This window comes from Arthrobacter sp. NPDC058130 (genome assembly GCF_042884475.1).
In the GTDB taxonomy this organism is placed as follows: Bacteria; Actinomycetota; Actinomycetes; order Actinomycetales; family Micrococcaceae; genus Arthrobacter.
Map to the genome: position 1 here is coordinate 21,337 of NZ_JBHVTV010000021.1, position 26,010 is coordinate 47,346.

The window sequence follows — 26,010 nt, forward strand, 5'->3', positions numbered from 1 at the left end:
GAGCGTTTCACATGCGGCTTCCCAGTTCAGGTTTTGTTTCACCACCATAGATTTTTTCATCACCGAGTTTTTCATTTATAGGTTTTCATCACTACAAGGAGTCCCGTGTCTGCAACCGATTCATCCATCACTACCGCCCGCCACGCAGCCCGCGCTGCCTCGGAGAAGCTCGCCGAAGACATCGTGGCCCTGGACGTCAGCGAACGGCTGGCCCTGGCCGACGTCTTCCTGATCGCCTCGGCGCCGAGCGAACGCCAGGTCAACGCGATCGTGGACGGCATCGAGGACGAACTCTCCAAGTTTGACCAGAAGCCCGTCCGCCGCGAGGGCCGCTCCGGCGGCCGCTGGGTGCTGCTGGACTACTCAGACGTAGTCATTCACGTCCAGCACGAGGAAGACCGCGTCTTCTACGCCCTCGAGCGCCTCTGGAAGGACTGCCCGGTCGTTGACCTGCAGCTGGGTGACGACGCCTCCGCCAAGGCCACCGCCAGCACCGACACCGAGTAGCAAAACGGCGCCTCGGCCAGCCCGATCGGGGCGAATATGCCCGATTTGGAATTTTCGGAATGGCTGGTCTAAGATATTTGAGTTGCTTCGGAGAGATCCGAACGAAAGACCGGATCATTACGCGTCATTAGGCGTGATCGGAGCAGCGAAAATTCGGGGCTGTGGCGCAGCTGGTAGCGCACCTGCATGGCATGCAGGGGGTCAGGGGTTCGAGTCCCCTCAGCTCCACCGGATAATCCGCCGGAATCGTAAGATTCCGGCGGATTTTTTTATGCCCGGAACGGGGGAGCGCGGTTGCCCAAAGGCGTACCGGTCACCATTTTGACCGGTCAGCGCGCCGATTAGCGCGAACGCGATTTGTGGTTTAAGCTAGACAGGTTGCTTCAGGGAAGAGAAAAACTTCCAAGGCAAATGAGGGGCTGTGGCGCAGCTGGTAGCGCACCTGCATGGCATGCAGGGGGTCAGGGGTTCGAGTCCCCTCAGCTCCACCAGGAAAGGGAATCACCGTTTAGCGGTGGTTCCCTTTTTCGTACCCTGCGCACGCGCGATGGACACCGGACGGCGCATCCGTCAAGACTGTCTCATGACTGGATGTCACAAACTGTCATTTAAGCTCTGCGCCGCGAGCAGGACCTTGCTATCGTCGCTAGCAGATAGCCGCCACGCGGCTTAGCCGGAAGGCCATTTCCGGCTCCAAGACTAAGGACCATCATGAAGCGCACACGACTTTCCGTTATCGGCCTCATTGCGGCAGCAGGACTCGCCCTTGCGGGCTGCGGCTCCGCGTCCACCACTCCGGCCAGCTCGGCGCCTGCGGCCGGTGCGGACACGTCCCTCAGCGACGTCAAGAGCGCGGGCGTGCTCAAGGTCGGCACGGAGGGCACCTACAGGCCGTTCACGTTCCACGCCAACGGCAGCGGTGAACTGACCGGTTACGACGTGGAGATCATCAACGCCGTCGCCGCGAAGCTGGGCGTCAAGCCGGCCTTCCAGGAAACCCAGTTCGACGCCATCTTTGCCGGCCTCGACGCCAAGCGCTTTGACGTCGTCGCCAACCAGGTGTCCATCACGGACGAACGCAAGGCGAAGTACGACTTCTCCACCCCCTACACGGTGAGCACCGGCGTCGTCGTCACCAAGGCTGACAACAACGACATCACTTCCTTCGACAGCCTGAAGGGCAAGACGACCGCGCAGTCCCTGACCAGCAACTGGTACAAGCTGGCGCAGCAGAGCGGCGCGAATGTCGAGGCTGTGGAGGGATGGGCGCAGGCGATCACGCTGCTCAAGCAGGGCCGTGTGGATGCAACCATCAACGACAAGCTGACCTACCTGGACTACCAGAAGACCGACCACGACACCGGCATCAAGATTGCCGCCGAGACCACTGACAAGTCCCTGAGTGCCATCGCCCTGCGCAAGGGATCGACCAGCCTCACCGACGCCATCAACAAGGCCCTCGGAGAACTGGCGGCCGACGGCACACTAACGAAGATTTCGCAGAAGTATTTCGACGCCGACGTCTCGAAGTAACCCTGTGGAAACCGCCGAGGGACGCAGCGTTCGGGCATGAATATCAACTGGGAACTCGTGTGGTCCTCGCTGGGACCCCTCCTGTCAGGTGCGATCACCGGCACCATCCCGTTGGCGCTGGCGTCCTTCGGCCTGGGACTGCTGCTGGCCCTGGTGGTCGCCCTCATGCGGCTGAGCCGCAATCGCGTGGTCTCCGGTGTGGCGCGGACCTACATCTCCGTCATCCGCGGGACCCCGCTCCTGGTCCAGCTGTTCGTCATTTTCTACGGGCTGCCGTCCGTTGGGATCACCATCAGCCCCTGGCCCAGCGCCATCATCGCGTTCTCGCTGAATGTCGGCGGCTACGCCGCGGAGGTCATCCGGGCAGCCATCCTGTCCGTCCCCAAGGGGCAATGGGAGGCCGGACACACGATCGGGATGTCGCGCCACCAGACCTTGGTGCGGATCATCCTGCCGCAGGCCGCCCGGGTCTCGGTCCCGCCGCTGTCCAACACCTTCATCAGCCTGGTCAAAGACACCTCGCTGGCGTCCCTGATCCTGGTCACCGAACTGTTCCGCGTGGCGCAGCAGGTGGCCGCGTTCAGCCAGGAATTCATGCTGCTGTACCTGGAGGCGGCCGTCATCTACTGGATCATCTGCCTCGTCCTCGCCAGCGGACAGTCCGCCTTGGAGAAGAGATTGGACCGCTATGTCGCCCACTGAACTCCCTCCCACGCAGCCCCCGCTCCCGGAGGGCGGCGCCCCGGAGGCCGCTGTTCCACAGGAGGCGCTGCTGACCGTCAGGGGCCTGAAGAAGGCCTTCGGCCAGCATGAAGTGCTGAAATCCATTGACCTTGAGGTCCGCCGCGGCGAGGTGGTCACGCTGATCGGGCCGTCCGGGTCAGGCAAGACGACAGTCCTGCGGTGCCTGAACGGGCTCGAAGTGCCCGACGCCGGCGTCGCCGAATTCGCGGGGCAACTGACCGTCGACTTTTCCACACCGGTGGCAAAGAAGCAGGTGCCCGCCTTGCGGGACCGCAGCGCCATGGTGTTCCAGCACTACAACCTCTTCCCGCACAAAACCGTCCTGGAGAACGTGATCGAGGGCCCGGTCCAGGTGCAGAAGCGGCCCAAGGCTGAGGCGACCCAGGAGGCCCGGGAACTGCTGGCCCGCGTCGGCCTGGCCGGCAAGGAGAACAGCTATCCCTTCGAGCTTTCCGGTGGCCAGCAGCAGCGTGTGGGGATCGTGCGGGCCCTTGCCCTGCGCCCGCAGCTGCTGCTTTTCGACGAGCCCACGTCGGCGCTGGACCCCGAACTGGTGGGCGAGGTCCTGGCCGTCATCAAGGAGCTCGCGGACGAAGGCTGGACCATGGTGGTGGTCACCCACGAGCTGGCTTTCGCCCGCCAGGTGGCTGACGAAGTCATCTTCATGGACGGCGGCGTGGTGGTCGAGCGCGGCCACCCGGACACCGTGCTGCGCGACCCGCGCGAGGAACGCACCCGGCAGTTCGTGGACCGCCTGCTGAACCCGTTCTAGGGCGGCCCGGACGATGAATGCGGAATCGGTGCTGCCGGCCGACGTGGTAGTTGTCGGTGCCGGCCAGGCAGGGCTGTCGGCGGCCTACCACCTGCAGCGCCGCGGCTTCGTCCCCGCCCGCACCGGCCCGGCCGGCGCAGCCGGGCAAGGCTCTGCCGCGTCCGGCGCGGCGCAGCCCGGCGCGGCGCAGCCCGGCGCGGAAGGCGCCTCGGCGGCAGGGGACGGGCCGGCGGGGACGTACATCGTGCTCGACGCCGAGGACGGCCCAGGTGGGGCGTGGCGGCACCGCTGGAAGAGCCTGCTCATGGCCACGGTGAACAGCATCAGTGACCTGCCGGGAATCCCGCAGCCCGCCGTGGACCCTGCCGAGGCCAGTTCCAGTTTCCTCACCCGCTACTTCGGCGGGTACGAACACGATCTTGGCCTCGCAATTCAGCGGCCCGTGAAAGTCCGGTCGGTGAGCCGGGAGGACGGGAACCCCGCCGGGCGGCTGAACATCACAACCTCGCGCGGCCGGTGGTCGGCCCGCGCCGTGATCAACGCGACCGGAACGTGGACCCGGCCGTTCTGGCCCATTTATCCAGGCCAGGCCAGCTTCCGCGGCCGGCAACTGCACGTCGCCGACTACGTCTCCGCCGAGGAATTCCGCGGCCAGCATGTCATTGTGGTCGGCGGCGGGATCTCGGCCGTCGGGCTGCTCGATGAAATCTCCCAGGTCACCAGCACCACCTGGTTCACCCGCCGGGAACCGGTCTGGCGCGAGGCTGCCTTCGACCGGCAGGCTGGCCACGACGCCGTCGCCCTCGTCGAGGAGCGGGTGCGCCAGGGCCTCCCGCCGCAGAGCATCGTCTCGGCCACGGGGCTGATCTGGACCCCGGCCCTGCGCGCCGCCGCGGCGCGCGGCGTCCTTGATCGGCACCCCATGTTCACCGCGATCGAGCCCGACGGCGTCCGGCTGGCTGATGGCAGCTTCCTGGCCGCCGGGGTGATCCTGTGGGCCACGGGATTCCGGGCGGAACTCGAACATCTCGCCCCGCTGCACCTGCGAGGACCCGGCGGCGGCATCGCGATGGACGGCACGCAGGTCGCGGCCGAGCCGCGGGTCCACCTGGTCGGCTACGGGCCGTCCTCCTCCACCATCGGCGCCAACCGTGCCGGCCGGGCAGCCGTCGCGGGGATCGTCGCACTGCTGGCCGGTCCGGGATAACGTAGGACGTTGCAGTTAACCAAGCCCGACAAAGAACGGCGGCACAACGCGCGTGGCGGACACCAGCTTCGAATCCCTCTTTGCCCGGCTGAGTAGATTCCCGGACGTCGAGGCCGCCAACCTGCAGGCCTGGGACGCCACGGACCGGCTCCTGCTCGACACCGCCCTTGAGATGCACGCGGCCGGGCTGCTGCAGCCCGGCGGACGGCTCGCGGTAGTGGGGGACCGGTACGGTGCCCTGACGCTCGGCGCACTGGAACTCGGGGCCCTGACATTCGGAGCGCAGACATGTGGGGCGGAGTCCGTCCGGGTCCACCAGGACCTCATCACCGGTGAACGCGCGTTGCGGGCCAACGCCGAGGCCCTGGCCATCGACACCGGCTATGAACACTTCCCGCTGGGCGCCGGCCTGCTGGCGGGGGCCTCCCTGGTGCTGCTGCAGTTGCCCCGCTCCCTGGCGGAACTGGAGGAAATCGCCGACGCCGTGGCCCGCTACGCGGCGCCCGACGTCGTCCTGCTGGCGGGCGGACGCGTCAAGCACATGAGCCTGGGCATGAACGCCGTGCTGGCGCGCTACTTCGAGGACGTCCAGCCGCAACTGGCCCGGCAGAAATCACGGCTCCTGCTGGCCCGGCGCCCCAAACCGGTCCCGGCCGAACCTCCCTTCCCGGTCACGGAGGCCAACGACGAACTCGGGCTCACGGTCTGCGCCCGCGGCGCCGTCTTCGCCGGCACCGGGCTGGACATCGGGACAAGGTTCCTGCTCGACTTCCTGCCACGGATGCCGCACGCCACCCATGCGGTGGACCTGGGCTGCGGCACCGGAATCCTCGCCGCGATGTACGCCCGCGGCAACCCCGGCGCCCGCGTCACCGCCACCGACCGGTCCGCCGCCGCCGTCGACTCGGCCCTCGCCACAGCCCGCGCCAACGGCCTGGAAGGACGGATCGGCGTGCTCCAGGACGACGCCATGAGCTCCCTGCCTGACGCCAGCGCGGACCTGATCCTGCTCAACCCGCCCTTCCATCTGGAGGCGGCCGTCCATTCCGGCGCCGGGATTAAGCTGATCGAAGCTGCCGGCAGGGTGCTCGCGCCCGGCGGGGAACTCTGGACCGTGTTCAACAGCCACCTGCACTACCGGCCGGCGCTCGAACGCCTGATCGGGCCCACGCGCGAGGTCGGCAGGAATCCGAAATTCACCGTGACAGCCAGCACCCGGCGGCCCTAATGGGTGAAACACTGTGTCTGTAAAGCACAAGTGTGGGCGCACGCCTGCACGTAACGTACGATTCTGACAACTGCTGTGCGTGGCCCAAGACGTTTAGAGGTATCAGTGACCGAGTTCCGGCAACCCTCGCCGAGGCGAGGGACCAACCTACCGAAGATGGGTGATTTCAACCTCACCGTCATCCTGGACGCCATCCGCCGCGCGCCGGGCGGGCTGAGCCGCGTGGAGCTCGCCCAGATCGTCGGACTGTCGCCGCAGACCATCTCCAACATTTCCCGCCGCCTGCTGGACCAGCACCTGATCGTCGAGGCAGGCAAGGAGGGCACCGGCCCGGGCAAGCCACGGACCATGCTCCGGCTGAACCCTGCGGGAATGTACGCGGTGGGCGTCCACCTGGACCCCGCCGTACTGACCTTCGTCCTGCTCGACCTGCTCGGCGCCGTCGTCCGGCACTCACGGATCTCCACCCCGCCCGGCACCGACCCCCGCGCGGTCATTGACACCATCGCAGACGAAATAAAGAGGCTCATCACGGACTCCGGGGTGGACCCGGAACGGATCGCCGGGCTGGGGGTTGCGTCGCCGGGCCCCATCGACCTCAACGAGGGTGCCGTGGTGGACCCGCCGCTCCTGCCGGGCTGGGATCACGTGGGGCTGCGGGATGCCCTCGCAGAGACCACGGGGCTGTCCACCCTGATGGACAAGGACGTGACCAGCGCGGCCGTGGCCGAAACCTGGGCCGGCGGCCCCAGCGGCGAGGGCAGCTTTGTCTTCATGTACATGGGTACCGGGATCGGCTGCGGGATCGTCCTCAATGACGAAGTGGTCCGCGGGACCTCGGGCAACGCCGGGGAAATCGGGCACATCATCGTGGACCCCGGCGGCGCTCTCTGCGACTGCGGACAGCACGGCTGCGTGAAGTCCTCCGCCATTCCGCAGGTCCTCGTGGCGCAGGCCGAGGCGGCCGGGGTGCTCAACGGATCGCCCCAGGACAGGAGCGCGCCGGCGGTTCAGGAGCGTTTCGCGGAATTGTGCGCAATCGCCGACGCCGGCAACGAAGAGGCCAAGGAAATCATTCGACGATCCGCTGTGCTTGTGGCCCGTGCTGTCTCGGCCGTTACCAATGCACTGGACGTGGACCGCGTGGTGTTCGGGGGGCCGTTCTGGACGTGCCTGTCCGAGGCATACCTGGAGCTGATCCCTGCCCTGGTGGACGCGAACAGTGCCACCCGGAAGATCCACGGAATCGAAGTCGTGGGCACGGGAGTAGGCGAGGACGTGGGTGCCGTCGGCGCGGCCTGCCTGGTGCTGGAGCACACGCTGGCCCCGCGCTCTCAGCGGCTGCTCCTGGAAGGCTGACCCGGTCCGAACGGCAAAGCCATAGTTCAACCCGGACGCCAACCGGCGTCAGTCGATGTCCTCCACCACCGTTCCATATGGGATGGTGTCATCCAGATGCGCCTGGTGGCCATGCGGAAGCACGAGAATCCGGACCCCGTGCAGCCTGTCTGCGGCCGACTGCATGAGGACGGGCCGGACAGTGTTGATGAAACTCTCGCTCTTGCCGGCGAGGTATTCCTGATAGCTGGCTGGAAGCTGAATCATTGCAACAGGATAGCCCTGACCGGGAGCGATGGGGAGAGCAGCCCGCGCCAGTCGATACCGGCGCCCTGCCGAAACCCTCGCCTGCCGAAAAGGGCGCTGCCGGCGAACATTATTCTGCCGGGCAGCGCAAACGGCCGTAAAGGTGCGTCTTAATTCGGGCGCCGACTTGAAGGGCCCCGCGGCCGGGCCTTAGAGTTCTAAACAAGTTACCTCAGTAACGTGTCAGCGATCCTCCGCTGAAAGCTGTCCTTTGGGAAAATTCCACAGGCAGTCCAGGAGGGTGTGGGTGCCCCCATGTGGGCCTGACATTTGCTCACGGACAACTTCGCTTTTCAGGCGTACCAGTCGCGGCTGCGCCCTGCTGAAGTTCCCTCCGTGTTCCCCAAACTCAATTCACTGACGGCAGTAGTTCCGTTTCCGGTCTCCTGACATCAGTGTTCACAGCCAAGGACGCAAATGTCACCACCAAGCCTTATCGATACCCATCCCAACCTTGCCGGCGCGGCCCCTGTTGCGCTGTCCTATGAGCTGTTCCCGCCGCGGTCGCCCGCGGCCGCGGAATCGCTCTGGACCACCATCGGCGAACTGGAAGCCACCGATCCGGACTACGTCTCCGTGACTTACGGCGCCAGCGGCTCCAACCGCAGCACCGCCGTCGAACTCATCAACCGGCTCGTGCAGGAAACCACGCTCCGGCCCCTGGCCCACCTGACCTGCGTCGGGAACTCCCCGCAGGAACTGGCGGAGATCATCGGCGAACTGCTCGACGTCGGCGTCCGCGGCATCCTCGCACTGCGCGGCGACCGGCCCAAGGACGGCGCAACCCCGCCGCCCGGATCGCTCCGGTACGCCCAGGACCTGATCGAACTCATCCGCCGCGTGGAGCAGCGCCGCTCGGCGCTGCTGTGCGCCGGCAAGGTCGCGGTGGGCGTCGCCGCCTACCCCACCCGGCACCCGGAATCGCCCAGTGAGGCGCACGACGTCGAGGTCCTGCTGGCCAAGCAGCGCTCCGGCGCCGACTTCGCCATCACCCAGGTCTTCTTTCACACCGAGCAGTACGCCGACCTCCTGACCCGCGCACGCCGTGCCGGGGTGACCATCCCGATCATTCCGGGGGTCATGCCGCTGACCAGCCTCCGGCGGCTCGCCCGCCTCGGCGAGCTGACCGGCGTGGAACCGGCCCCGGAACTCATCGAACGCCTCGCGGCCGCCGATACCGACGCCGAACGCACCCGCATCGGCGTCAGCGCCACGGTTGACCTCGCCAACGCCGCGCTGGCCGCCGGGGCCCCCGGCATCCACCTCTACACGTTCAACGAGCACGCCGCCGCTTTGGACGTGCTGGACAAACTTGCTCTGCCCCGGCCGCGAAGCGGCAACCGGCTGAGTGGCAACAGGCACGGCGCCGGCCGCGCCACCGCGTCCCGGCGTGCCGCCGGCGCACAGCTCGCCAGCTGACCACCCCCACCCTCGTCATCTGTCAACGACAACTTCAAGGACTTCCCATGACTGAACAGCTCACCACCCCCTTCCCGTCCGCCTCGATCCTCGGCTACCCGCGCATCGGCCGCCGCCGTGAACTCAAGAAGGCCGTCGAGGCCTACTGGGCCGGCAAGATCGACGCCGCCGCCCTGGACGCGGCCGCCAAGGAAATCCAGCTCGGCACCGCCAAGCGCCTGCAGGGTCTGGGCCTGCGCGAGGCCGCCGCCGTCCCCGGCACCTTCTCCTACTACGACCAGGTGCTCGACGCCGCCGCCCACCTCGGCGCTGTGCCGGCCCGCTTCGGGAACCTCCTCAACGCCGAGGGACAGCTCGACATCGACGGCTACTTCACCCTGGCCCGCGGCAACAAGGACCAGCAGCCACTGGAAATGACCAAGTGGTTCGACACCAACTACCACTACCTCGTGCCCGAGATCGGCCCGGAGACCAACTTCGCGCTGACCTCCAGCCGGATCGTCGAGGAATTCGAGTACGCGCTCGCCAACGGCGTGGAAACCCGCCCGTACATCGTCGGCCCGGTCACCTTCCTCCTGCTGAGCAAGGCCTCCGATGACGCCCCTGCCGGCTTCAGCCCGCTGTCCCGCCTGGAGGACATCCTCCCGGTCTACACGGCACTGCTGGAAAAGCTCGCCGCGGCCGGCGCCAGCTGGGTCCAGCTCGACGAGCCCGCCCTCGTGGTGGACCAGGACACCCCGGCAGTGGAAATCCAGGCCGCCGTCGCCCGCTCCTACGAGGCTCTCGCCGCCGCGGCCCAGCGCCCGCAGCTGTTCGTCTCCACCCCGTACGGCGCACTCAACGGCCAGCTCGGCACCCTCGCCGCCACCGGCATCGACGCCCTGCACCTGGACGTCTTCAAGGGCGAGGTCCCCTCGGCCGCTGCCCTGGCGGCGCTGGGCAACAAGACCCTCGTCGCCGGCGTCGTGGACGGCCACAACATCTGGCGCAACGATCTCGCCGCCTCCGCGGCCAAGATCGCCGAACTGAAGAAGTCGGTGGCCACGCTGGCCATCAGCACCTCGACCTCCACCCAGCACGTACCGCACGACGTCGAGGAGGAAGTCCAGCTCTCCGAGCAGCTGCGCAGCTGGCTCGCCTTCGCCGACCAGAAGGCCGTTGAAGTTGTCACCCTCGCCGGCCTGCTGACCGACGCGGCAGCCGTCCAGCCGGCCATCGACGAGGCCACCCGCGTCATCGCCTCCCGCGCCGAGGCCGAGGGCGTCCGCCGCGGCGAGGTCCGGGCCCGCACGGCCGCCCTGACCGACGCCGACTTCAACCGCTCCGCCTACGCGGTCCGCGAAGCCGCCCAGGAGAAGGCGCTGCACCTGCCGCCGCTGCCCACCACCACCATCGGTTCCTTCCCCCAGACCTCGGAAATCCGCACTGCCCGGGCCCGCGCCAACCGCGGCGACCTCACCACGGAGCAGTACGAGCAGCTCATGAAGGATGAGATCAAGCGCGTCGTCGACCTGCAGGAAGAGCTCGGCTTCGACGTCCTGGTCCACGGCGAGCCCGAGCGCAACGACATGGTCCAGTACTTCGCCGAGAACCTCGAAGGCTTCGACGTCACCGTGCACGGCTGGGTCCAGTCCTACGGCTCGCGCTGCACCCGCCCGTCGATCCTGTGGGGCGATGTCACCCGCAGCGCCCCGATCACGGTGGAGTGGGCCAAGTACGCCCAGTCCCTGACCAACAAGCCGATGAAGGGCATGCTCACCGGCCCGGTCACCATCCTCGCCTGGTCCTTCGTCCGCGATGACCAGCCGCTCGGCGAGACCGCCAACCAGGTGGCCCTGGCCCTCCGCGACGAGATCGCCGACCTCGAAGCCGCCGGCATCAAGGTCATCCAGGTGGACGAGCCCGCCCTGCGCGAGCTCCTGCCGCTGCGCAAGGCCGACCAGGCAGCCTACCTGGACTGGTCCGTGAAGTCCTTCCGCCTGTCCACCGCCGGCGCGGCGGACGCCACCCAGGTCCACACGCACCTGTGCTACTCCGAGTTCGGCGCCATCATCGACGCGATCGACGGCCTCGACGCCGACGTCACCTCGATCGAGGCTGCCCGCTCCCGCATGGAGGTTGTGCACGACCTCGAGTCCCACGGCTTCGGCCGCGGCGTGGGCCCGGGTGTCTACGATATCCACTCGCCCCGCGTCCCGGGCGAGCAGGAAGTCACCGAGCTGCTCAGCACCGCCGTCAAGCACGTCCCGTCCCGCCAGCTCTGGGTCAACCCGGACTGCGGCCTGAAGACCCGCGGCTACGCCGAGACCGAGGAGTCCCTGCGCAACCTGGTCACGGCCACCAAGACGGTCCGCGCCGAACTGCTCGAAGGCGCCAAGTAACACGCAGCTGAACCGAGCAGCTGAACTACGCAGCTGAAATAACGACGCCGGCCGGTCACCTCGCAAGGTGGCCGGCCGGCGTCGTACGTTTTGAGTCATCGATTGCTGAGTAGGTGCCCTTTTGAGCGCTCAAAAGGGCACCTATGGAGCAATGGATTCAGGATTCCCAGAGGATCTCGTCGTCCACCACGCCGTCCTCGTCCGCGGAGGCTACGAGCACTTCGTCGGTGAAGTGCTGGCCCAGCGTGAAGTCGAGGACGAAGTAGCGTTCCGGCTGGCCGGGGTAGATGCCCACGTGGCCGAGCTTGAGCGCCTTGAGGAAGACCTCGTCGGTCAGCTGGCTCTTGTCGTCGACGCCGAAGACCTTCTTGAGGTGTTCTGCCTTGATCGCGTTGCAATGGAAGTGGCGGTACTCCTGCGGGCTGGTGCCTTCCTGGTCCAGTTCCTCTGCGATCATTTCCCGGACCTGGTCCACAAGTTCGGGCAGGAAGCGCAAGCGGTAGTCAACTTTATGCATGGCTGCTTCGTCGAAGTGGTCATGCGCGTTGACATTCAAGTCAAGCTCCACGGTCTGGCCCGCCAGCTCATGCGTGGCGGTGAGATTATGGTCCCTTCCGTGATTGAGCTCGACCTCGCCGAAGTGCTTGCTCGCTACCTTGTTCATATCTTCAACATAGTCCTGAAAACCGGACCATTCCAGCGTTGGAAAGGTTTTATCCGCTACCGGACCGGCGGAGTGCAGCGTGACTGTACATTGATCGGATGCAGCATGTAACCTCACCCGTTCTCCGTGCCCGGGCCGTGTTCGACACCGGGACCACCCGTCCGCTGACCTGGCGGCTGGATCAATTGCGCGGGCTGCGGCGCATGCTGGCGGAACAACAGGCGGCCTTCGCCGAGGCCCTCGCGCTCGACCTCGGCAAACACCACACCGAGGCGCAACTGGCGGAGATCGGGTTTGTCGACGCCGAGGCGGCCCACATGGAGCGGCACCTCGAAGACTGGCTGCGGCCGCGCCGCGTGCCGGTGCCGCTCACGGTGCAGCCGGCCCGTGCCTGGACCGAACTCACCCCGCTGGGCGTGGTGCTGGTGATCGGGCCGTGGAACTACCCGGTGCAGCTGCTGCTCGCCCCGCTGGCCGGCGCCCTGGCCGCGGGGAACACTGTGGTGCTCAAACCGAGCGAACACGCTCCGGCCACCTCGGCCGCGCTGGCCCGGTGGATCCCCGAATATCTCGCCGGCGCCGCCGAGGTTATTGAGGGCGGCATCACGGAGACCTCGGCGCTGCTGGCCGAACGCTTCGACCACATCTTCTTCACCGGGGGAGAGGCTGCGGCCAAGGCGGTGATGCGCGCGGCGGCCGAGCACCTGACACCCGTGACGCTGGAGCTCGGCGGCAAGTCCCCGGCCTACGTCGATGCGACCACGGACCTGGCCACGGCGGCCAAACGGATCGCCTGGGTCCGGTTCATGAACGCGGGCCAGACGTGCGTGGCCCCGGACTACGTCCTGGCCCGGGAGGACGTCCTGGCGCCGCTGCAGGCCGAGTTGATCAAGGCCGTCGCGGCGCTCTTCGGACCGGACCCGGCGGCGAGCCCGTCCTACGGCCGGATTGTCGACGACCGCCACTTCGCCCGGCTCGCTGCGCTGGCGGACGGAAGCACGGTGGTGCACGGCGGACAGCGCGACGCCGCCAGCCGGTACTTTGCGCCGACCCTGCTCCGGCCGGTGCCCGGGGACGCCGTCATGGCCGAAGAAGTCTTCGGGCCCCTGCTGCCGCTGGTGCCTGTGGCCGGGCTCGAGGATGCGATCGGGCAGGTCAACGGGCGCGCCAAGCCGCTGGCTCTCTACGTCTTCAGCGAGGATCCGCAGACGCGCCGAGCCTTCGCCGAGCGGACCTCCTCCGGGGCCCTATGCTTCGACGTCCCCGCGGCCCACCTGTCCGTCCCCGGCCTTCCCTTCGGCGGGGTCGGCGGCAGCGGCATGGGCGCCTACCACGGGGAGCATTCGGTGCGGACGTTCTCGCATGAGCGTCCCACCTTGGACAAGCGGCCGTGGCCGGACACGCTGGAACTCATCTACCCGCCGTACACCCGGACCAAACACCGGCTCATCAGCACCCTGATCGCGCCGGTCGGAAAGCGGCTCAGGCCCTAACCGGCCTCCGGACCGTCCCATTCGACGTGGACCCAGCGCTGCCCTTCGTTGTCAAAGGATTCCGAGTGGCCCAGCAGGGCGATGTCCTCGAAGCTCGATTCGATGCCCTGGCGCCGCAGGGTGTCCCGGAGTTCCTCGGTGGCGGCCCGGACGGCGGCAGCCACGTCCTCCGGGGTGTCGGCGGAGACAGGACGGGACGCTGAATAGGTTTTGCTCATAAACCCCATCCTTCTGGATCGGCCCCGCCAAGGGAACCCCCGCCGCCGTCCCCGGCTCAGTCCTTCCGCACGGTCCCGAGCTTGTGCATCGTTTCGGCCAGCAGCTCCACGAACAGCTGGACCTGGGCGGTCCGCTTCTCGTTCAGCAGCAGGGCGAAAACATTCCTGGCCAGCCGGATCTCCGGCACGTCGAGGACCACCACGCCGGCCGGCCGGTGCCGCAGCGCGAGCTCGGGGACCAGGGCGGCGCCGAGCCCGGCGGCCGCCATCTCCAGGCTGGCATGGAAGTCGTCGCTGTACGCCACCACGCGGGGGTGAAGATTGCAGCTTGCGAAGAGGCGCTCGATCACCGTGGCGTCGGAGGTGCCCGGGTGGTGCAGGATCCAGGGCATGTCCGAGAGATGGGAGGCGGCCACCTTGGATTCGGTGCCGATGCCCCAGGCCGCCGGCAGCACCACCCGGAAGTCGTCGTCGCCGATCCACTGCCGGTCCACCGTGTGCGGCCAGGCGAGGCCGGACTGTCCCACCTGGTACACCAGGGCGACGTCGAGTTCGCCGCCGGTCCGCAGCCCCTGGATGGTCTGGGCCGGTTCCGCGACCGAGACCCGCAGGTCGATGCCGAGCTTCTTCCAGGCCGGGTTCTGCAGGATGGGCGGCAGCACGTAGGTGGCCAGGCTCGGGAAAATGCCCAGCCGCAGCTCCTGGCTGGGGCTCTCCTGCGCCCGGGAGGCGGCCGCCATGAGCGTCTCGATATCGGTGAGCACCTTGGCGGCGTGCCGGGTCATGACGACGGCGGCTTCCGTGGGCTGGATGCTGCGGGCCGCACGCTGGAACAACGTGACGCCGGTGTCGCGTTCCAGCGCCGACATTTGCTGGGAGACGGCCGAGGCCGTGTAGCCGAGCCGGGCAGCGGCGGCCGCAAACGATCCAAGCCGGATCACTTCCACGAGGGTCCGCAGATGGACGGGGTTGATCAAGGGCTGCCCTTCGCCTGGTCGCGGGTCCACGGAGGGACCGGATTTGCCGCTTCATTCTATCCGGCACCCCCTGCCGGCCGGCGGAAGCCAAAAGATTGCCAAAGTCAGACTCATCCGGCCGCCGGACGGCGACGAATTGCCCATAAGACGTTTCGGACCAGGGAACATTTCGGGCTAAACAATTTCGGGCTAACAACGGAGAGCAGACCAGTGTCGCAAGCAGCAGGGATTCCGGCAGGCCGGCGGGTGGCCGTCATCGGCAGCGGCGTGGCGGGGCTGACCGCCGCATACGTGCTGAACGGGCAGGACCGGGTAACCCTCTTCGAGGCGGACTCGCGGCTCGGCGGCCACGCCCACACCCACGACGTGCCGCAGCCGGACGGGCCCACCCTGGGCGTGGACACCGGTTTCATCGTCCACAACGAGCGGACCTACCCCACACTCCTGCGCCTGTTCGCCGAGTTCGGCGTCCAAACCCAGGACTCCGAAATGAGCATGTCCGTCCGCTGCGACGGCTGCGGCCTGGAATACGCCGGCGCCCGGCCCAACGCGAGCGGCATCATTCCCCGTCCGTCCACCCTGCTGCGCGGCCGGTACCTGCGGATGCTGCTGGAAATCACCCGGTTCCACCGCCGGGCCCGCGCCCTGCTGGCGGGACCCGCCACCGGGGGAGAAGCAGGCGCGGGCAGCGGAGAGGAACTTACCCTGGGCGAGTTCCTGGCCCAGGAGAAGTTCAGCGGCTACTTCATCTCCCACTTCATGACACCGGTGGTCAGCGCCGTCTGGTCCTGCGACCCGACCACCGCGCTGGCCTACCCGGCCCGCTACCTCTTTACGTTCCTGGGCCACCACGGCCTGCTCGACGTTAAGGGCTCGCCGCAGTGGCGGACGGTCGCCGGCGGCTCACGCCGCTACGTCGACAAGGTGGCCGCGGCCCTGCCGGACATCCGGCTCGCCAGCCCTGTCACCGCCGTGCACCGGCACGCCGACGGCGTCGACGTCACCTCCGCGCCGGGCGCCGGGACCGTGCGCGAGAGCTTCGACGCCGTCGTCATCGCCACCCACCCGGCCCAGGCCCTGCGAATGCTCACCGACGCCTCGGACGCCGAGCGGGACGCCCTTGGCGGCATGCCGTACTCGGTGAACCAGACCATCTTCCACCGCGACGAGGCCGTGCTGCCGGCCAGCCCCAACGCCCGGGCCTCCTGGAACTACCGTCTGCCCTCCTGCGACGCCCGGCCGGACAAGGTCCTGGTCAGCTACGACATGACCCGGCTGCAGCGGCTGCAGCCGGTGGACGGCGGCCGGTACATCGTCAGCCTCGGCGAATCCGAACTGATCGATGACGCCACAGTCCTGGACCGGATGGTCTACGAGCACCCGCAGTACACCCCGGACTCGCTCAAGGCCCAGGAGCGGATCCTCGGGCTCGGCGACGGTCGGCTGGCGTTCGCCGGCGCCTACCACGGCTGGGGATTCCATGAGGACGGCGCCCTGTCCGGCCTCAAGGCAGCCGCCCGGCTGGGCCGCGACTGGGACCAGCCGGCTACAGTCCAGCTGGCCACAGCGGAGGCGCCATGAGCGCCCGGGACTCCATCCGACGCAGCGCCGTCCAGCGCGGCGCCGGCCACCCCACCGCCAGCCACACCTCGTCCATCTACCGCACCGCCATTTCGCACGTGCGGCGCACCCCGCTGCGCAACGCTTTCACGTACCGCAGCTACAGCTGGTATGTCGACGTCGACCACCTCCCGCAACTGCCGCGCCTGCTCCGGCCGCTGGCCGGCTTCCGGGTGGAGGACCACCTCGGCGACCCGGAGGGCACCCTGCGCGGCAACGTCGAACGCTACCTCGCCATTCAAGGAATCGGGCTCGACGGCGGACGCATCACGATGCTCGCCAGCGCCCGGGTCTTTGGCCACGTGTTCAACCCGCTGAGCGTGTTCTGGTGCCAAGACGGCGCTGGCGAGCTGCGCTGCGTCGTCGTCGAGGTCCACAACACCTACGGGGAGCGGCACTGCTACCTCCTCGAAACCGACGGCGCAGGCCGGGCGAGCGTCCCGAAAGCCTTCTACGTCTCGCCGTTCAACGACGTCGATGGCGAGTACCGGATGAAGCTCCCCGAACCGGGCGACCGGCTCGCCATATCGATCGTCCTGGAACGGGAGGGCCACCAACCCTTCGTCGCCACCATGGACGGCGTCCGCCACGACGCGACAGTGCGGAACATCCTGTCCGCGGCGCTCGCGGTTCCACTGGCCCCGCTGCGCGTCGTGGCGCAGATCCGCTGGCAGGGCATCAGGCTCTGGGCGCGCCGCCTTCCGATCATCAAGAAACCACACCACCCTTCACAGGAGGCAGTTCAGTGACAATGACCGAAGCCACCGGATCCGGTACGGGTCGGGCACAGGGCACCACGAGCACCGGCGCCGTCAACGGCAGCACCGTAAACACTGGGGTGCCGTACACGGTCCCCCAGCCGCCCGTCACCATCGACGCCGCCATCTGGCCCAGCATCGCGACCGTGCCCTCGAGCCTGAAGGCCCGGGTGGCCGGGCGCGCCGCGGACGCCATCTTCAGGGCGGCCGTGCGCAGCCTGCCCCTGGCAGTCCGGTACCCGGACGGCACTGTCCTGGGCAAGGCCGCCGCGGCAGATGCGTCCGCCGGCACCGCCTACCCCGTCATGACCATCAACCGGCCGGCGGCCTTCGCTGCCCGGCTCGGCGACGGCGGCCTGATCGGCCTGGGCGAGTCCTTCATGGCCGGCGACTGGGACGCCGATGACCTCACCGCGGTCATGGAGGTCTTTGCCGCCCGGGTCGGCACGCTGGTACCCGAGCCGCTGCAGAAGCTGCGCGGCCTGTACCTTCCGCGCCAGCCACGCCGGGAACGCAACACCGAAAGGAACACCCGCTCCAACATTTCCCGGCACTATGACCTCTCCAACGAGCTCTTCGCCTCCTTCCTGGACAGCACCATGACGTACTCCAGCGCCCTCTTCCCGGAACGCGGAAACGCCCTGCGGAACGTGACCTGGGACGGGCTGGCCACAGCGCAGCAGGCCAAGATTGACCGCCTGCTGGATAAGGCCGGCGTAAAGGAAGGCACCCGCGTGCTGGAAATCGGTACCGGCTGGGGCGAGCTCGCCCTGCGCGCCGCCGCCCGCGGCGCCATGGTCTACTCCGTCACGCTCTCCAGCGAACAGCAGGAACTGGCCCGCCAGCGCGTGGCCGAGGCCGGCTATGCCGACGCCGTCACGATCGAGCTGAAGGACTATCGCGCCGTGGAGGGCGAGTACGACGCCGTCGTCTCGGTCGAAATGATCGAGGCCGTCGGCTTCCAGTACTGGGCCACGTATTTCCAGACGATCGAACGGGTCCTGGCCCCCGGCGGCAAGGTGGCGATCCAGGCCATCACGATCGCCCATGACCGGCTCATGGCCACCCGCACCAGCTACACCTGGGTGCACAAATACATCTTCCCCGGCGGGGTCATCCCGTCCGTCCGGGCCATCGAGGACATCACCGGGAAGCAGACCGGACTGCGCGTCCGCGAACGCCTGGCCATGGGCGAACACTATGCCCAGACCCTGCGGCTCTGGGAGGAGCAATTCATGGCGCACGCGGACGAGGTCGGGGCCATGGGCTTCGACGCCGTCTTCCAGCGGATGTGGCTGTTCTACCTGTGCTATTCCCGGGCCGGGTTTGAGACGGGCTACCTCGACGTGCAGCAGATCGTGCTCGACCACGCTGCCACGAAGAGTGCCGCCGGCACGGCCGCGGCCGCGGACGCTGTCGCATGACGGCGACGCTCGCGGACAGCATCGCCGAGGTCCTGCGCCCGGTCGTGGGCGGGGAACTGCCCGTCCGGCTCGTCGTCTGGGATGGCAGCGAGGCAGGCCCGTCCGGCGCGCCGTCCTGCTGGCCGGCGTCGCCCGGATCGCCACGGCAACCGGGGCCCTGGGCACCCCGCCCCAGCCGCCGGCCAGCCAGGCGAAGGTCAAGGGTCGGCTGCACAGCTTGCTCCGGGACCGGGCGGCCATCAGCCACCACTATGACCTCAGCAACGACTTCTACGCCCTGATCCTGGACCCGCAGATGGCCTACTCCAGCGGGTACTGGACCGAATCCGCCCCCGGATACGGGCTCCAGGACGCGCAGCGGGACAAGCTGGACCTCGTGTGCGGCAAGATCGGCCTGGCGCCGGGGATGCGGATGCTCGACGTCGGCTGCGGCTGGGGCTCGCTGAGCCTGCACGCGGCGCAGTACTACGGTGTCGACGTCGTCGGCGTCACCCTCTCCGTGGAGCAGAAGGCGTTCATCGACGCCCGCGTCAAGGAGCGGGGGCTGGAAGGGCGCGTGGAGATCAGGGTCCAGGATTACCGGGAGATCCCGGACGGGCCCTTCGACGCCGTGGCCTCCCTGGAAATGGGCGAGCACGTGGGCCAGCGCAACTACCCCATCTACACCGCCGCCTTGTTCGGCAACGTCAACCCCGGCGGCCGGGTCCTGGTCCAGCAGATGTCCCGGCAGGGCAAGCACCCCGGCGGCGGCCCGTTCATCGAGTCGTTCATCGCCCCGGACATGCACATGAGGCCCGTGGGGGAGACGCTGGGCTTCCTCGAGGACGCCGGATTCGAGATCGAGGGCGTGCAGGGCATGCGCCGGCATTACGTCCGCACGCTGGAGGCCTAGTATGACCGGTTCGAGGAGAACCACGACGCCGCCGTGGCCATGATGGGGAAGGAAATCGCCCGCGTCTGGCGGTTGTACCTGGTGGGTGCGCTGCGCAGCTTCGCCGAGGCCCGGATGGGCGTGGACCAGATCCTCTGCAGCCGTCCGGAGCCGCTCGGCTAAGTCCCTGGTGCGGCATCCCGTGGCGCCGGTCACGGGGCACCGGGAACGCGGGCTGTTAGAACAATCACGATTCCCTGGGGCGAGCACCACGGTGCCCGCCCCTTTCGTGTGCCCGGACACCAGATGTAGTGGCCGGCGCCACCGTCCGGCCTCCCCGCAAACAGGCGCGACACGCCGTCTGCGGTGCGACACGCGGGGGTGATTAATGTGGCTAACTACTCCACAGGGTGTGGATTTCGTCCGCCAAAATGGCGGAATTCCGGACATTTGGCGGACCCCCTCCTGTGGATTAACGGTGGGTTAAATGACATACTTGTAATACATCATCTTGGGGTCCGCGTGAGGCTCTTGCACTACATGTAGTATCGACATACAGTTCCAGCAGAGCATCAGCGCGGGACAGCCGGAGCCGGGAAAGCGCTCCACAGAAGACTTCAACAAAGGGGACAGGACCATGACCGTTACGGTTTACACGAAGCCGGCCTGCGTTCAGTGCAACGCGACCTACCGCGCACTGGACAAGAAGGGCATCGCCTACCAGAGCGTCGACATCTCCCAGGATGCCGAGGCCCTTGAGCGCCTGAAGTCCCTGGGCTACATGCAGGCCCCGGTTGTCGTCACCGACCAGGACCACTGGTCCGGTTTCCGCCCGGACAAGATCGAAGAACTGGCGCAGGCTGCCGCCGTCGCTGTAGCCTGAAACGCTCCGAAGGCCGCCACCAGGCAGGATTTACACGGTAGATGAGGTGACCACCGTGGCTGTAACAACTCAAGATCGGGTGGCTGCCGCGGCTGACAGCGGGGAAGCGGTCAGCACAGCGGCTCCCGAGCTAACGCACTGCCGCCTCATCTACTTTTCCTCCACCTCCGAAAACACCGCACGCTTCGTTGCGAAGCTGGGCATCGACGCCGCCAGGATCCCCCTCTACGCGAGGGACGCTCCGCTGGCGGCCCGGGAGCCCTACGTGCTGGTGGTGCCGACCTATGGCGGCACCGGGGGAGAGGGATCTGTTCCAAAGCAGGTCATCAGGTTTTTGAACGACCCGGGCAACCGGAAGCTGATCCGCGGAGTGATCGGCGCAGGGAACACCAACTTCGGGGACAACTACTGCATGGCCGGGGACATCATCGCCGCCAAGTGCCAGGTCCCGCACCTATATCGCTTCGAACTCATGGGGACGCCGGAAGACGTCAACCGCGTACAACAAGGATTGGAAGAGTTTTGGACACGACTGTCGCAGACACAGCAGTAACTGAGGGCGCGGGCCTGCACGCCGGCACCGCTGTCGAACCTAAGAAGAAGCCCGAAATGCCGGCCGCCTACAAGGGCCTGGGCTACCACGAGCTCAACGCCATGCTGAACCTCTACGGCCCCAGCGGAGAAATCCAGTTCGAGGCCGACCGCGAGGCCGCGCACCAGTACTTCCTGCAGCACGTGAACAACAACACCGTGTTCTTCCACGACCTCGAGGAGAAGCTCGACTACCTCGTCAAGAACGAGTACTACGAGCGCGAGACCCTCGACCAGTACACGATGAACTTCATCCGTGACCTGTTCAACCGCGCCTACAAGAAGAAGTTCCGTTTCGAGACCTTCCTTGGCGCGTTCAAGTTCTACACCTCCTACACGCTGAAGACGTTTGACGGCAAGCGCTTCCTGGAGCGCTACGAGGACCGCGTCTGCATGGTGGCCCTGCACCTGGCCCGCGGCGACGAGAAGCTCGCCACCCAGATGGTGGACGAGATCATCGAAGGCCGCTTCCAGCCGGCCACCCCGACGTTCCTGAACGCCGGCAAGAAGCAGCGCGGCGAGCTGGTCTCCTGCTTCCTGCTGCGCATCGAAGACAACATGGAGTCGATCGGCCGGTCGATCAACTCCGCGCTGCAGCTCTCCAAGCGCGGCGGCGGCGTGGCCTTCGCGCTGACCAACATCCGCGAGGTCGGCGCGCCGATCAAGCAGATCGAGAACCAGTCCTCCGGCGTGATCCCCGTGATGAAGCTCCTCGAAGACAGCTTCTCCTACGCCAACCAGCTCGGTGCCCGCCAAGGTGCCGGCGCGGTGTACCTGCACGCGCACCACCCGGACATCTACCGCTTCCTGGACACCAAGCGCGAGAACGCGGACGAGAAGATCCGCATCAAGACCCTCTCGCTCGGCGTCGTCATCCCGGACATCACCTTCGAGCTGGCCAAGCGGGACGAGGACATGTACCTGTTCTCCCCGTACGACGTCGAAAAGGTCTACGGCATGCCGTTCTCCGATGTCTCGGTCACCGAGAAGTACTACGAGATGGTGGACGATTCCCGGATCAAGAAGACCAAGATCAAGGCGCGCGAGTTCTTCCAGACCCTCGCCGAGATCCAGTTCGAATCCGGCTACCCGTACATCATGTTCGAGGACACCGTGAACCGGGAAAACCCGATTGACGGCAAGATCATCATGTCCAACCTGTGCTCCGAGATCCTCCAGGTCTCGCAGCCCACGACGTACCACGATGACCTGTCCTACGACCAGACCGGCAAGGACATCTCCTGCAACCTGGGCTCGCTGAACATCGCCAAGACCATGGACTCGCCGGACTTCGGCCTGACCATCGAGACGGCCATCCGGTCCCTCTCGGCCGTCTCGGACATGTCCAACATCACCTCGGTACCCTCGATTGCCCGCGGTAACGACCAGAGCCACGCAATTGGCCTCGGCCAGATGAACCTGCACGGCTACCTGGCCCGCGAGCGGGTCCACTACGGCTCCGAAGAGGGTCTGGACTTCACCAATATCTACTTCTACTCGGTGGTGTTCCACGCGGTCCGCGCCTCCAACCTGCTGGCCATCCAGACCGGCCAGACCTTCGGCGGCTTCGAGAAGTCCAAGTACGCTTCCGGCGAGTTCTTCGACAAGTACACCGAGCAGGAATGGGTCCCGCAGACCGAGAAGGTCGCGGAGCTGTTCAAGAACATCCACATCCCCACCCAGGATGACTGGCGCGAGCTGAAGGCCTCCGTCATGGAGCACGGCATCTACAACCAGAACCTGCAGGCCGTCCCGCCGACGGGTTCGATCTCCTACATCAACAACTCCACCTCCTCGATCCACCCGGTGGCGTCCAAGATCGAGATCCGCAAGGAAGGCAAGCTGGGCCGCGTGTACTACCCGGCGCCGTACCTGACGAACGACAACCTGGAGTACTACCAGGACGCGTACGAGATCGGCTACGAGAAGGTCATCGACACCTACGCCGCAGCCACCCAGCACGTGGACCAGGGCCTGTCCCTGACGCTGTTCTTCAAGGACACCGCCACCACGCGCGACATCAACAAGGCCCAGATCTACGCCTGGAAGAAGGGCATCAAGACCATCTACTACATCCGTCTCCGCCAGCTCGCGCTGGAAGGGACTGAGGTAGAGGGCTGCGTCAGCTGCATGTTGTAGCTTCAACTAAATCGTTACGGTACGACGGCGGGCGCCCGCCCGCCGTCGTACGCTTTAACCAGAGAACTAAACCCAAACCTTGAGGGGATGACATGACCGAGAAGGTCAAGCTGCTTAGCCACGTTGAAGCCATTAACTGGAACCGCATCCAGGACGACAAGGACGTGGATGTCTGGAACCGTCTGGTCAACAACTTCTGGCTTCCGGAGAAGGTGCCGCTGTCCAACGACGTCCAGTCGTGGGCCACGCTGACCCCGGACGAGCAGCAGCTCACCATGCGCGTGTTCACCGGCCTGACCCTGCTGGACACCATCCAGGGCACCGTCGGCGCTGTCTCGCTGATTCCGGACGCGCTCACCCCGCACGAAGAAGCCGTCTACACGAACATCGCGTTCATGGAGTCCGTGCACGCCAAGAGCTACTCCTCCATCTTCTCCACGCTGGCCTCCACCAAGGAGATCGACGAGGCGTTCCGCTGGTCCACCGAGAACGAGAACCTTCAGAAGAAGGCACAGATCGTCATGGACTACTACCAGGGCGACGACCCCCTGAAGCGCAAGGTGGCCTCCACGCTGCTGGAGAGCTTCCTGTTCTACTCGGGCTTCTACCTGCCGATGTACTGGTCCTCGCGGGCCAAGTTGACGAACACGGCCGACCTGATCCGCCTGATCATCCGCGATGAGGCCGTGCACGGCTACTACATCGGCTACAAGTTCCAGAAGGGCCTGGAGAAGGTTTCCGAGGAGCGCCGCCAGGAGATCAAGGACTACACCTTCGAGCTGCTCTTCGAGCTGTACGAGAACGAGGTCCAGTACACGCACGACCTCTACGACTCCGTGGGCCTGGCCGAGGACGTCAAGAAGTTCCTGCACTACAACGCCAACAAGGCCCTGATGAACTTGGGCTACGAGGCCATGTTCCCGGCCTCCGTCACCGACGTGAACCCGGCCATCCTCTCGGCCCTGTCGCCGAACGCGGACGAGAACCACGACTTCTTCTCGGGTTCGGGTTCGTCCTATGTGATTGGCAAGGCTGTCAACACCGAGGATGAGGACTGGGACTTCTAAGTCGCTGTGAGACCCCGACCTAACTGAGCAATTTCGCAGTAGCTGAGCTGCGAGATTCGGAGCTAGTTGAGATCTTTCGGAACTAGTTGACCTGACTCGGACCAAGCTGACCTTTGGGTGGGTCAGCTTGGTCCGAAAACGGCCGCCGTGAGAGGTTCCACAGAAGTGTGAGCCATCCCTTGATGAAAGCGAAAGGCCCAAGGACCACGAGGCGGGGGTTCTGGCGCGGTCAGAGCCGCCGCATAGTCAACTGCTGGGTTCGTGTCGTCAACGGATACGCCCCCGTTTCCTTACCCCACCTGGTGACTACACTGGCCGGGACGTCCGCAACCAGGACGAGTGCGTGGCCGACGTGCTGGTGCTCGATCGGATACCGATCGCCTTGACGCTTGGTCCTGCTCCGTGAGCCGGGAGCGGGGCTGGAACGCGATCGCTGTGCTGGCAGAAGGCGCAGAGCACCCCATGGCGGATTACCACGGCTGGGTACGCATCCAGGACGAAGCCTGGAGCTACGACGTCGACTTCACCGTCCGCCAGTATCACAACCTCCACAGGGCCGGCGGCCGCGACCACGCGGTGCTGGCGCTGCAGTGGCCCCTGGTCTGGGTTTACAGGGGCGAGCATCCCGTCGCCGGGAAGTTCACCAGCCTCGGTCCCTTGGACCAGGCAGCACCTCTGTCGCTCTGAGCAGCAACAAAGCCCCTCCGGGTCACCCGGAGCGGCTTTCTTTTTGCTGTGTCTATTCGACCACCGCGGTCAAAGGGTCAAAGAGTGCGGGTGCCCCTTCGATCTCGTTTCTCGGGCGATCGGCGGCGGGCCGCCTTGCCGCGCTCCGCCCACTACTCCGGTTTGCAGGTCCGGTCCTCCGTCCTGGCAAAGCGTCCTGCAGGGTCCGGGAGCCTGGCGGAGCCGGACCGGGCCAGGGCGTCACTTGAGCTTCAGAATCGCTCGCGCGACGACCTGCGCCTCCAGATTGGATTGCACCTCCGTGACCGCTTCCCGGATCGCCTGTTCGGCGCTGGGTCCGTCACCGGCGCCGGCCAGCCCGCGGACGTATCCTGCCAGGTCCTCAACCTCGGTGTCGGTTATCTCTATCTTCACTTCATCGATCCTCTCCGCGTCGGGATTGGGGCACCAATACTAGCGCGCGGCTTTGGCTGCTCCAAGAGCTTTCTACGGACCCGATCGGGACGACTTCCGTCCCTTTGCCGGAAGGCCACCTCCGCCGAGAGCGGCCTGAATCAGGCGGGCAGCAGTCGCCGGACGGGCGCTGAAGGGGCGATCCCCGGCTCTGGAATTCGAGGGCCGGGCATGCGAGCCTAGTCCCATGGACAAAGCAGCCTTGGAAGAGGCCGTGCGCCTGGCCGCGGACACGGAACGCATGGCCGCGGCAGACTACCGCCGGGAAATCGCCGAGCTCGATGCCACCGGGGTGGACCAGCTCACACCCAAGGGCAGGGTCTGGGTCGTCGCGTATGACGACCTCAAGGCCGCCCGGGACGCATATGAGTATGACGTCGGTCCGAACGAGTGACCCGGAGGTGTGGCCCGGCGGTTCTCGGACTGAATGGCTTTTGGAGACGGGAACAGCCGAGATCATCGAATCCAATCACTGACACAACACCATCTGGGGCGCCTGCACCTGCCCCCGCCACCAGGGCAAAGGCGAGAACCATCTCGGCCTCTCCCTCATGAAGCTGCGCGCTGAGATCGCAGCGTCTCGGCCCTAACACTCCACCTGCCACCGAAACAGCAAGAAAGCCCCGACCGGGTCATGAACTGGTCCCCGATAGTTGGACTGGCCAAATAAGATCCTAAGCCGCGAGGGCCTGGGCTCGGTATTGCACCGGGCTCAGGCCCTTGAGCTTTG

26 protein-coding genes and 2 tRNA genes are annotated in these 26,010 nt (G+C 66.5%); 23 read left to right on the forward strand and 5 right to left on the reverse strand.

Annotation, left to right across the window (positions count from 1 at the left end; translation table 11 throughout):
* Positions 1-105: 105 nt before the first annotated feature.
* The 9 genes from rsfS (at position 106) to ACFVTM_RS22215 (ending at position 7,350) form a co-directional block, all read left to right on the forward strand.
* Positions 106-507: a ribosome silencing factor gene (gene rsfS, locus ACFVTM_RS22175; RefSeq protein WP_390206316.1), complete on the forward strand. Its 402-nt coding sequence runs from the start codon at positions 106-108 to the stop codon at positions 505-507.
* A 155-nt stretch (positions 508-662) separates the two neighbouring features.
* Positions 663-735 (forward strand) — tRNA-Ala (locus ACFVTM_RS22180).
* Between the two features lie 187 nt (positions 736-922).
* Positions 923-998, forward strand: a tRNA-Ala gene (locus ACFVTM_RS22185).
* Positions 999-1,218: 220 nt separating this feature from the next.
* Positions 1,219-2,040 carry an amino acid ABC transporter substrate-binding protein gene (locus ACFVTM_RS22190; RefSeq protein WP_390206317.1) on the forward strand — a complete coding sequence of 274 codons (822 nt, stop codon included), beginning with the start codon at positions 1,219-1,221 and terminating at the stop codon, positions 2,038-2,040.
* A gap of 36 nt (positions 2,041-2,076) precedes the next feature.
* Positions 2,077-2,742 carry an amino acid ABC transporter permease gene (locus ACFVTM_RS22195; protein WP_390206318.1) on the forward strand — a complete coding sequence of 222 codons (666 nt, stop codon included), beginning with the start codon at positions 2,077-2,079 and terminating at the stop codon, positions 2,740-2,742.
* Positions 2,729-3,556 (forward strand): amino acid ABC transporter ATP-binding protein, encoded by an 828-nt coding sequence (locus ACFVTM_RS22200; RefSeq protein WP_390206320.1) that lies wholly within the window; start codon positions 2,729-2,731, stop codon positions 3,554-3,556. The genes ACFVTM_RS22195 and ACFVTM_RS22200 overlap by 14 nt, the downstream gene beginning before the upstream one ends.
* 13 nt (positions 3,557-3,569) lie before the next feature.
* On the forward strand, positions 3,570-4,763 hold the full coding sequence (locus tag ACFVTM_RS22205) for an NAD(P)-binding domain-containing protein (RefSeq protein ID WP_390206322.1): 1,194 nt from the start codon (positions 3,570-3,572) through the stop codon (positions 4,761-4,763).
* Positions 4,764-4,815: 52 nt separating this feature from the next.
* Entirely contained in the window at positions 4,816-5,991 is a 1,176-nt protein-coding gene (locus tag ACFVTM_RS22210; protein WP_390206323.1) for a class I SAM-dependent methyltransferase, read from the forward strand.
* Between the two features lie 156 nt (positions 5,992-6,147).
* Complete coding sequence (locus ACFVTM_RS22215; protein WP_390206324.1) at positions 6,148-7,350, forward strand: ROK family transcriptional regulator; 1,203 nt, start codon at positions 6,148-6,150, stop codon at positions 7,348-7,350.
* A gap of 48 nt (positions 7,351-7,398) precedes the next feature.
* Here the strand turns inward: ACFVTM_RS22215 and ACFVTM_RS22220 are convergent, their stop codons facing one another.
* Complete coding sequence (locus ACFVTM_RS22220; RefSeq protein ID WP_390206326.1) at positions 7,399-7,596, reverse strand: hypothetical protein; 198 nt, start codon at positions 7,594-7,596, stop codon at positions 7,399-7,401.
* Positions 7,597-8,052: 456 nt separating this feature from the next.
* On the opposite strand from ACFVTM_RS22220, the gene ACFVTM_RS22225 reads away from it, so the two are divergent.
* Together ACFVTM_RS22225 and metE are read left to right on the forward strand one after the other, a co-directional pair.
* Positions 8,053-9,054, forward strand: coding sequence for a methylenetetrahydrofolate reductase (locus ACFVTM_RS22225; RefSeq protein WP_390206328.1), 1,002 nt, complete (start codon positions 8,053-8,055; stop codon positions 9,052-9,054).
* Between the two features lie 47 nt (positions 9,055-9,101).
* Entirely contained in the window at positions 9,102-11,435 is a 2,334-nt protein-coding gene (gene metE, locus ACFVTM_RS22230; protein WP_390206330.1) for a 5-methyltetrahydropteroyltriglutamate--homocysteine S-methyltransferase, read from the forward strand.
* A 157-nt stretch (positions 11,436-11,592) separates the two neighbouring features.
* On the opposite strand, the gene ACFVTM_RS22235 is transcribed toward metE, so the two are convergent.
* A complete protein-coding gene (locus ACFVTM_RS22235) occupies positions 11,593-12,099 on the reverse strand; it encodes a DUF2004 domain-containing protein (RefSeq protein WP_390206332.1) in 507 nt (168 codons plus the stop codon).
* Positions 12,100-12,197: 98 nt separating this feature from the next.
* Here ACFVTM_RS22235 and ACFVTM_RS22240 point away from each other — a divergent pair, with 98 nt between their 5' ends.
* Positions 12,198-13,592, forward strand: coding sequence for an aldehyde dehydrogenase family protein (locus ACFVTM_RS22240; protein WP_390206333.1), 1,395 nt, complete (start codon positions 12,198-12,200; stop codon positions 13,590-13,592).
* Here ACFVTM_RS22240 and ACFVTM_RS22245 read toward each other — a convergent pair.
* Together ACFVTM_RS22245 and ACFVTM_RS22250 are read right to left on the reverse strand one after the other, a co-directional pair.
* Positions 13,589-13,810 (reverse strand): hypothetical protein, encoded by a 222-nt coding sequence (locus ACFVTM_RS22245; protein WP_390206334.1) that lies wholly within the window; start codon positions 13,808-13,810, stop codon positions 13,589-13,591. The genes ACFVTM_RS22240 and ACFVTM_RS22245 overlap by 4 nt on opposite strands.
* Positions 13,811-13,866: 56 nt before the next feature.
* Entirely contained in the window at positions 13,867-14,787 is a 921-nt protein-coding gene (locus ACFVTM_RS22250) for a LysR family transcriptional regulator (RefSeq protein ID WP_390206336.1), read from the reverse strand.
* Positions 14,788-14,997: 210 nt separating this feature from the next.
* Between ACFVTM_RS22250 and ACFVTM_RS22255 the strand changes: the two genes are divergently transcribed.
* The 10 genes from ACFVTM_RS22255 (at position 14,998) to ACFVTM_RS22300 (ending at position 24,827) form a co-directional block, all read left to right on the forward strand.
* On the forward strand, positions 14,998-16,368 hold the full coding sequence (locus tag ACFVTM_RS22255; protein WP_390206337.1) for an NAD(P)/FAD-dependent oxidoreductase: 1,371 nt from the start codon (positions 14,998-15,000) through the stop codon (positions 16,366-16,368).
* Positions 16,365-17,156, forward strand: coding sequence for a DUF1365 domain-containing protein (locus tag ACFVTM_RS22260; protein ID WP_390206338.1), 792 nt, complete (start codon positions 16,365-16,367; stop codon positions 17,154-17,156). Before ACFVTM_RS22255 ends, ACFVTM_RS22260 begins: the two co-directional genes overlap by 4 nt.
* On the forward strand, positions 17,153-18,589 hold the full coding sequence (locus ACFVTM_RS22265) for a class I SAM-dependent methyltransferase (protein WP_390206340.1): 1,437 nt from the start codon (positions 17,153-17,155) through the stop codon (positions 18,587-18,589). The genes ACFVTM_RS22260 and ACFVTM_RS22265 overlap by 4 nt, the downstream gene beginning before the upstream one ends.
* A 217-nt stretch (positions 18,590-18,806) precedes the next feature.
* A complete protein-coding gene (locus ACFVTM_RS22270; RefSeq protein ID WP_390206341.1) occupies positions 18,807-19,481 on the forward strand; it encodes a class I SAM-dependent methyltransferase in 675 nt (224 codons plus the stop codon).
* A 33-nt stretch (positions 19,482-19,514) separates the two neighbouring features.
* Positions 19,515-19,643 (forward strand): hypothetical protein, encoded by a 129-nt coding sequence (locus ACFVTM_RS22275; RefSeq protein WP_390206343.1) that lies wholly within the window; start codon positions 19,515-19,517, stop codon positions 19,641-19,643.
* A 454-nt stretch (positions 19,644-20,097) separates the two neighbouring features.
* Positions 20,098-20,343, forward strand: a complete 246-nt coding sequence (gene nrdH, locus ACFVTM_RS22280; protein ID WP_018773329.1) for a glutaredoxin-like protein NrdH — start codon at positions 20,098-20,100, stop codon at positions 20,341-20,343.
* A 79-nt stretch (positions 20,344-20,422) separates the two neighbouring features.
* Positions 20,423-20,896 carry a class Ib ribonucleoside-diphosphate reductase assembly flavoprotein NrdI gene (gene nrdI / locus ACFVTM_RS22285; protein WP_390206352.1) on the forward strand — a complete coding sequence of 158 codons (474 nt, stop codon included), beginning with the start codon at positions 20,423-20,425 and terminating at the stop codon, positions 20,894-20,896.
* Positions 20,897-20,952: 56 nt separating this feature from the next.
* Positions 20,953-23,073, forward strand: coding sequence for a class 1b ribonucleoside-diphosphate reductase subunit alpha (gene nrdE / locus ACFVTM_RS22290; RefSeq protein WP_390206354.1), 2,121 nt, complete (start codon positions 20,953-20,955; stop codon positions 23,071-23,073).
* A gap of 92 nt (positions 23,074-23,165) precedes the next feature.
* Positions 23,166-24,140, forward strand: coding sequence for a class 1b ribonucleoside-diphosphate reductase subunit beta (nrdF, locus tag ACFVTM_RS22295; RefSeq protein WP_390206344.1), 975 nt, complete (start codon positions 23,166-23,168; stop codon positions 24,138-24,140).
* A 402-nt stretch (positions 24,141-24,542) separates the two neighbouring features.
* Positions 24,543-24,827: a hypothetical protein gene (locus ACFVTM_RS22300; RefSeq protein WP_390206346.1), complete on the forward strand. Its 285-nt coding sequence runs from the start codon at positions 24,543-24,545 to the stop codon at positions 24,825-24,827.
* Positions 24,828-25,067: 240 nt separating this feature from the next.
* On the opposite strand, the gene ACFVTM_RS22305 is transcribed toward ACFVTM_RS22300, so the two are convergent.
* Positions 25,068-25,241, reverse strand: a complete 174-nt coding sequence (locus ACFVTM_RS22305; RefSeq protein WP_390206348.1) for a hypothetical protein — start codon at positions 25,239-25,241, stop codon at positions 25,068-25,070.
* 226 nt (positions 25,242-25,467) lie between these two features.
* Between ACFVTM_RS22305 and ACFVTM_RS22310 the strand changes: the two genes are divergently transcribed.
* The gene (locus ACFVTM_RS22310) at positions 25,468-25,674 is read left to right on the forward strand and encodes a hypothetical protein (RefSeq protein ID WP_390206349.1); all 207 of its coding nucleotides are present in this window, start codon (positions 25,468-25,470) and stop codon (positions 25,672-25,674) included.
* Positions 25,675-26,010 lie beyond the last annotated feature (336 nt).

What these genes read in the sequence shown, in the direction of transcription:
- ACFVTM_RS22245 (WP_390206334.1), bottom strand. Translation starts at nt 13,810, where the DNA reads ATGAGCAAAACCTATTCAGCGTCCCGTCCTGTCTCCGCCGACACCCCG.
- ACFVTM_RS22220 (WP_390206326.1), bottom strand. Translation starts at nt 7,596, where the DNA reads ATGATTCAGCTTCCAGCCAGCTATCAGGAATACCTCGCCGGCAAGAGC.
- ACFVTM_RS22260 (WP_390206338.1), top strand. Translation starts at nt 16,365, where the DNA reads ATGAGCGCCCGGGACTCCATCCGACGCAGCGCCGTCCAGCGCGGCGCC.
- nrdF (WP_390206344.1), top strand. Translation starts at nt 23,166, where the DNA reads ATGACCGAGAAGGTCAAGCTGCTTAGCCACGTTGAAGCCATTAACTGG.
- ACFVTM_RS22205 (WP_390206322.1), top strand. Translation starts at nt 3,570, where the DNA reads ATGAATGCGGAATCGGTGCTGCCGGCCGACGTGGTAGTTGTCGGTGCC.
- ACFVTM_RS22190 (WP_390206317.1), top strand. Translation starts at nt 1,219, where the DNA reads ATGAAGCGCACACGACTTTCCGTTATCGGCCTCATTGCGGCAGCAGGA.
- ACFVTM_RS22235 (WP_390206332.1), bottom strand. Translation starts at nt 12,099, where the DNA reads ATGAACAAGGTAGCGAGCAAGCACTTCGGCGAGGTCGAGCTCAATCAC.
- metE (WP_390206330.1), top strand. Translation starts at nt 9,102, where the DNA reads ATGACTGAACAGCTCACCACCCCCTTCCCGTCCGCCTCGATCCTCGGC.
- ACFVTM_RS22240 (WP_390206333.1), top strand. Translation starts at nt 12,198, where the DNA reads ATGCAGCATGTAACCTCACCCGTTCTCCGTGCCCGGGCCGTGTTCGAC.
- ACFVTM_RS22195 (WP_390206318.1), top strand. Translation starts at nt 2,077, where the DNA reads ATGAATATCAACTGGGAACTCGTGTGGTCCTCGCTGGGACCCCTCCTG.
- ACFVTM_RS22200 (WP_390206320.1), top strand. Translation starts at nt 2,729, where the DNA reads ATGTCGCCCACTGAACTCCCTCCCACGCAGCCCCCGCTCCCGGAGGGC.
- nrdH (WP_018773329.1), top strand. Translation starts at nt 20,098, where the DNA reads ATGACCGTTACGGTTTACACGAAGCCGGCCTGCGTTCAGTGCAACGCG.
- ACFVTM_RS22215 (WP_390206324.1), top strand. Translation starts at nt 6,148, where the DNA reads ATGGGTGATTTCAACCTCACCGTCATCCTGGACGCCATCCGCCGCGCG.
- nrdE (WP_390206354.1), top strand. Translation starts at nt 20,953, where the DNA reads ATGCCGGCCGCCTACAAGGGCCTGGGCTACCACGAGCTCAACGCCATG.
- ACFVTM_RS22310 (WP_390206349.1), top strand. Translation starts at nt 25,468, where the DNA reads ATGGACAAAGCAGCCTTGGAAGAGGCCGTGCGCCTGGCCGCGGACACG.
- ACFVTM_RS22225 (WP_390206328.1), top strand. Translation starts at nt 8,053, where the DNA reads ATGTCACCACCAAGCCTTATCGATACCCATCCCAACCTTGCCGGCGCG.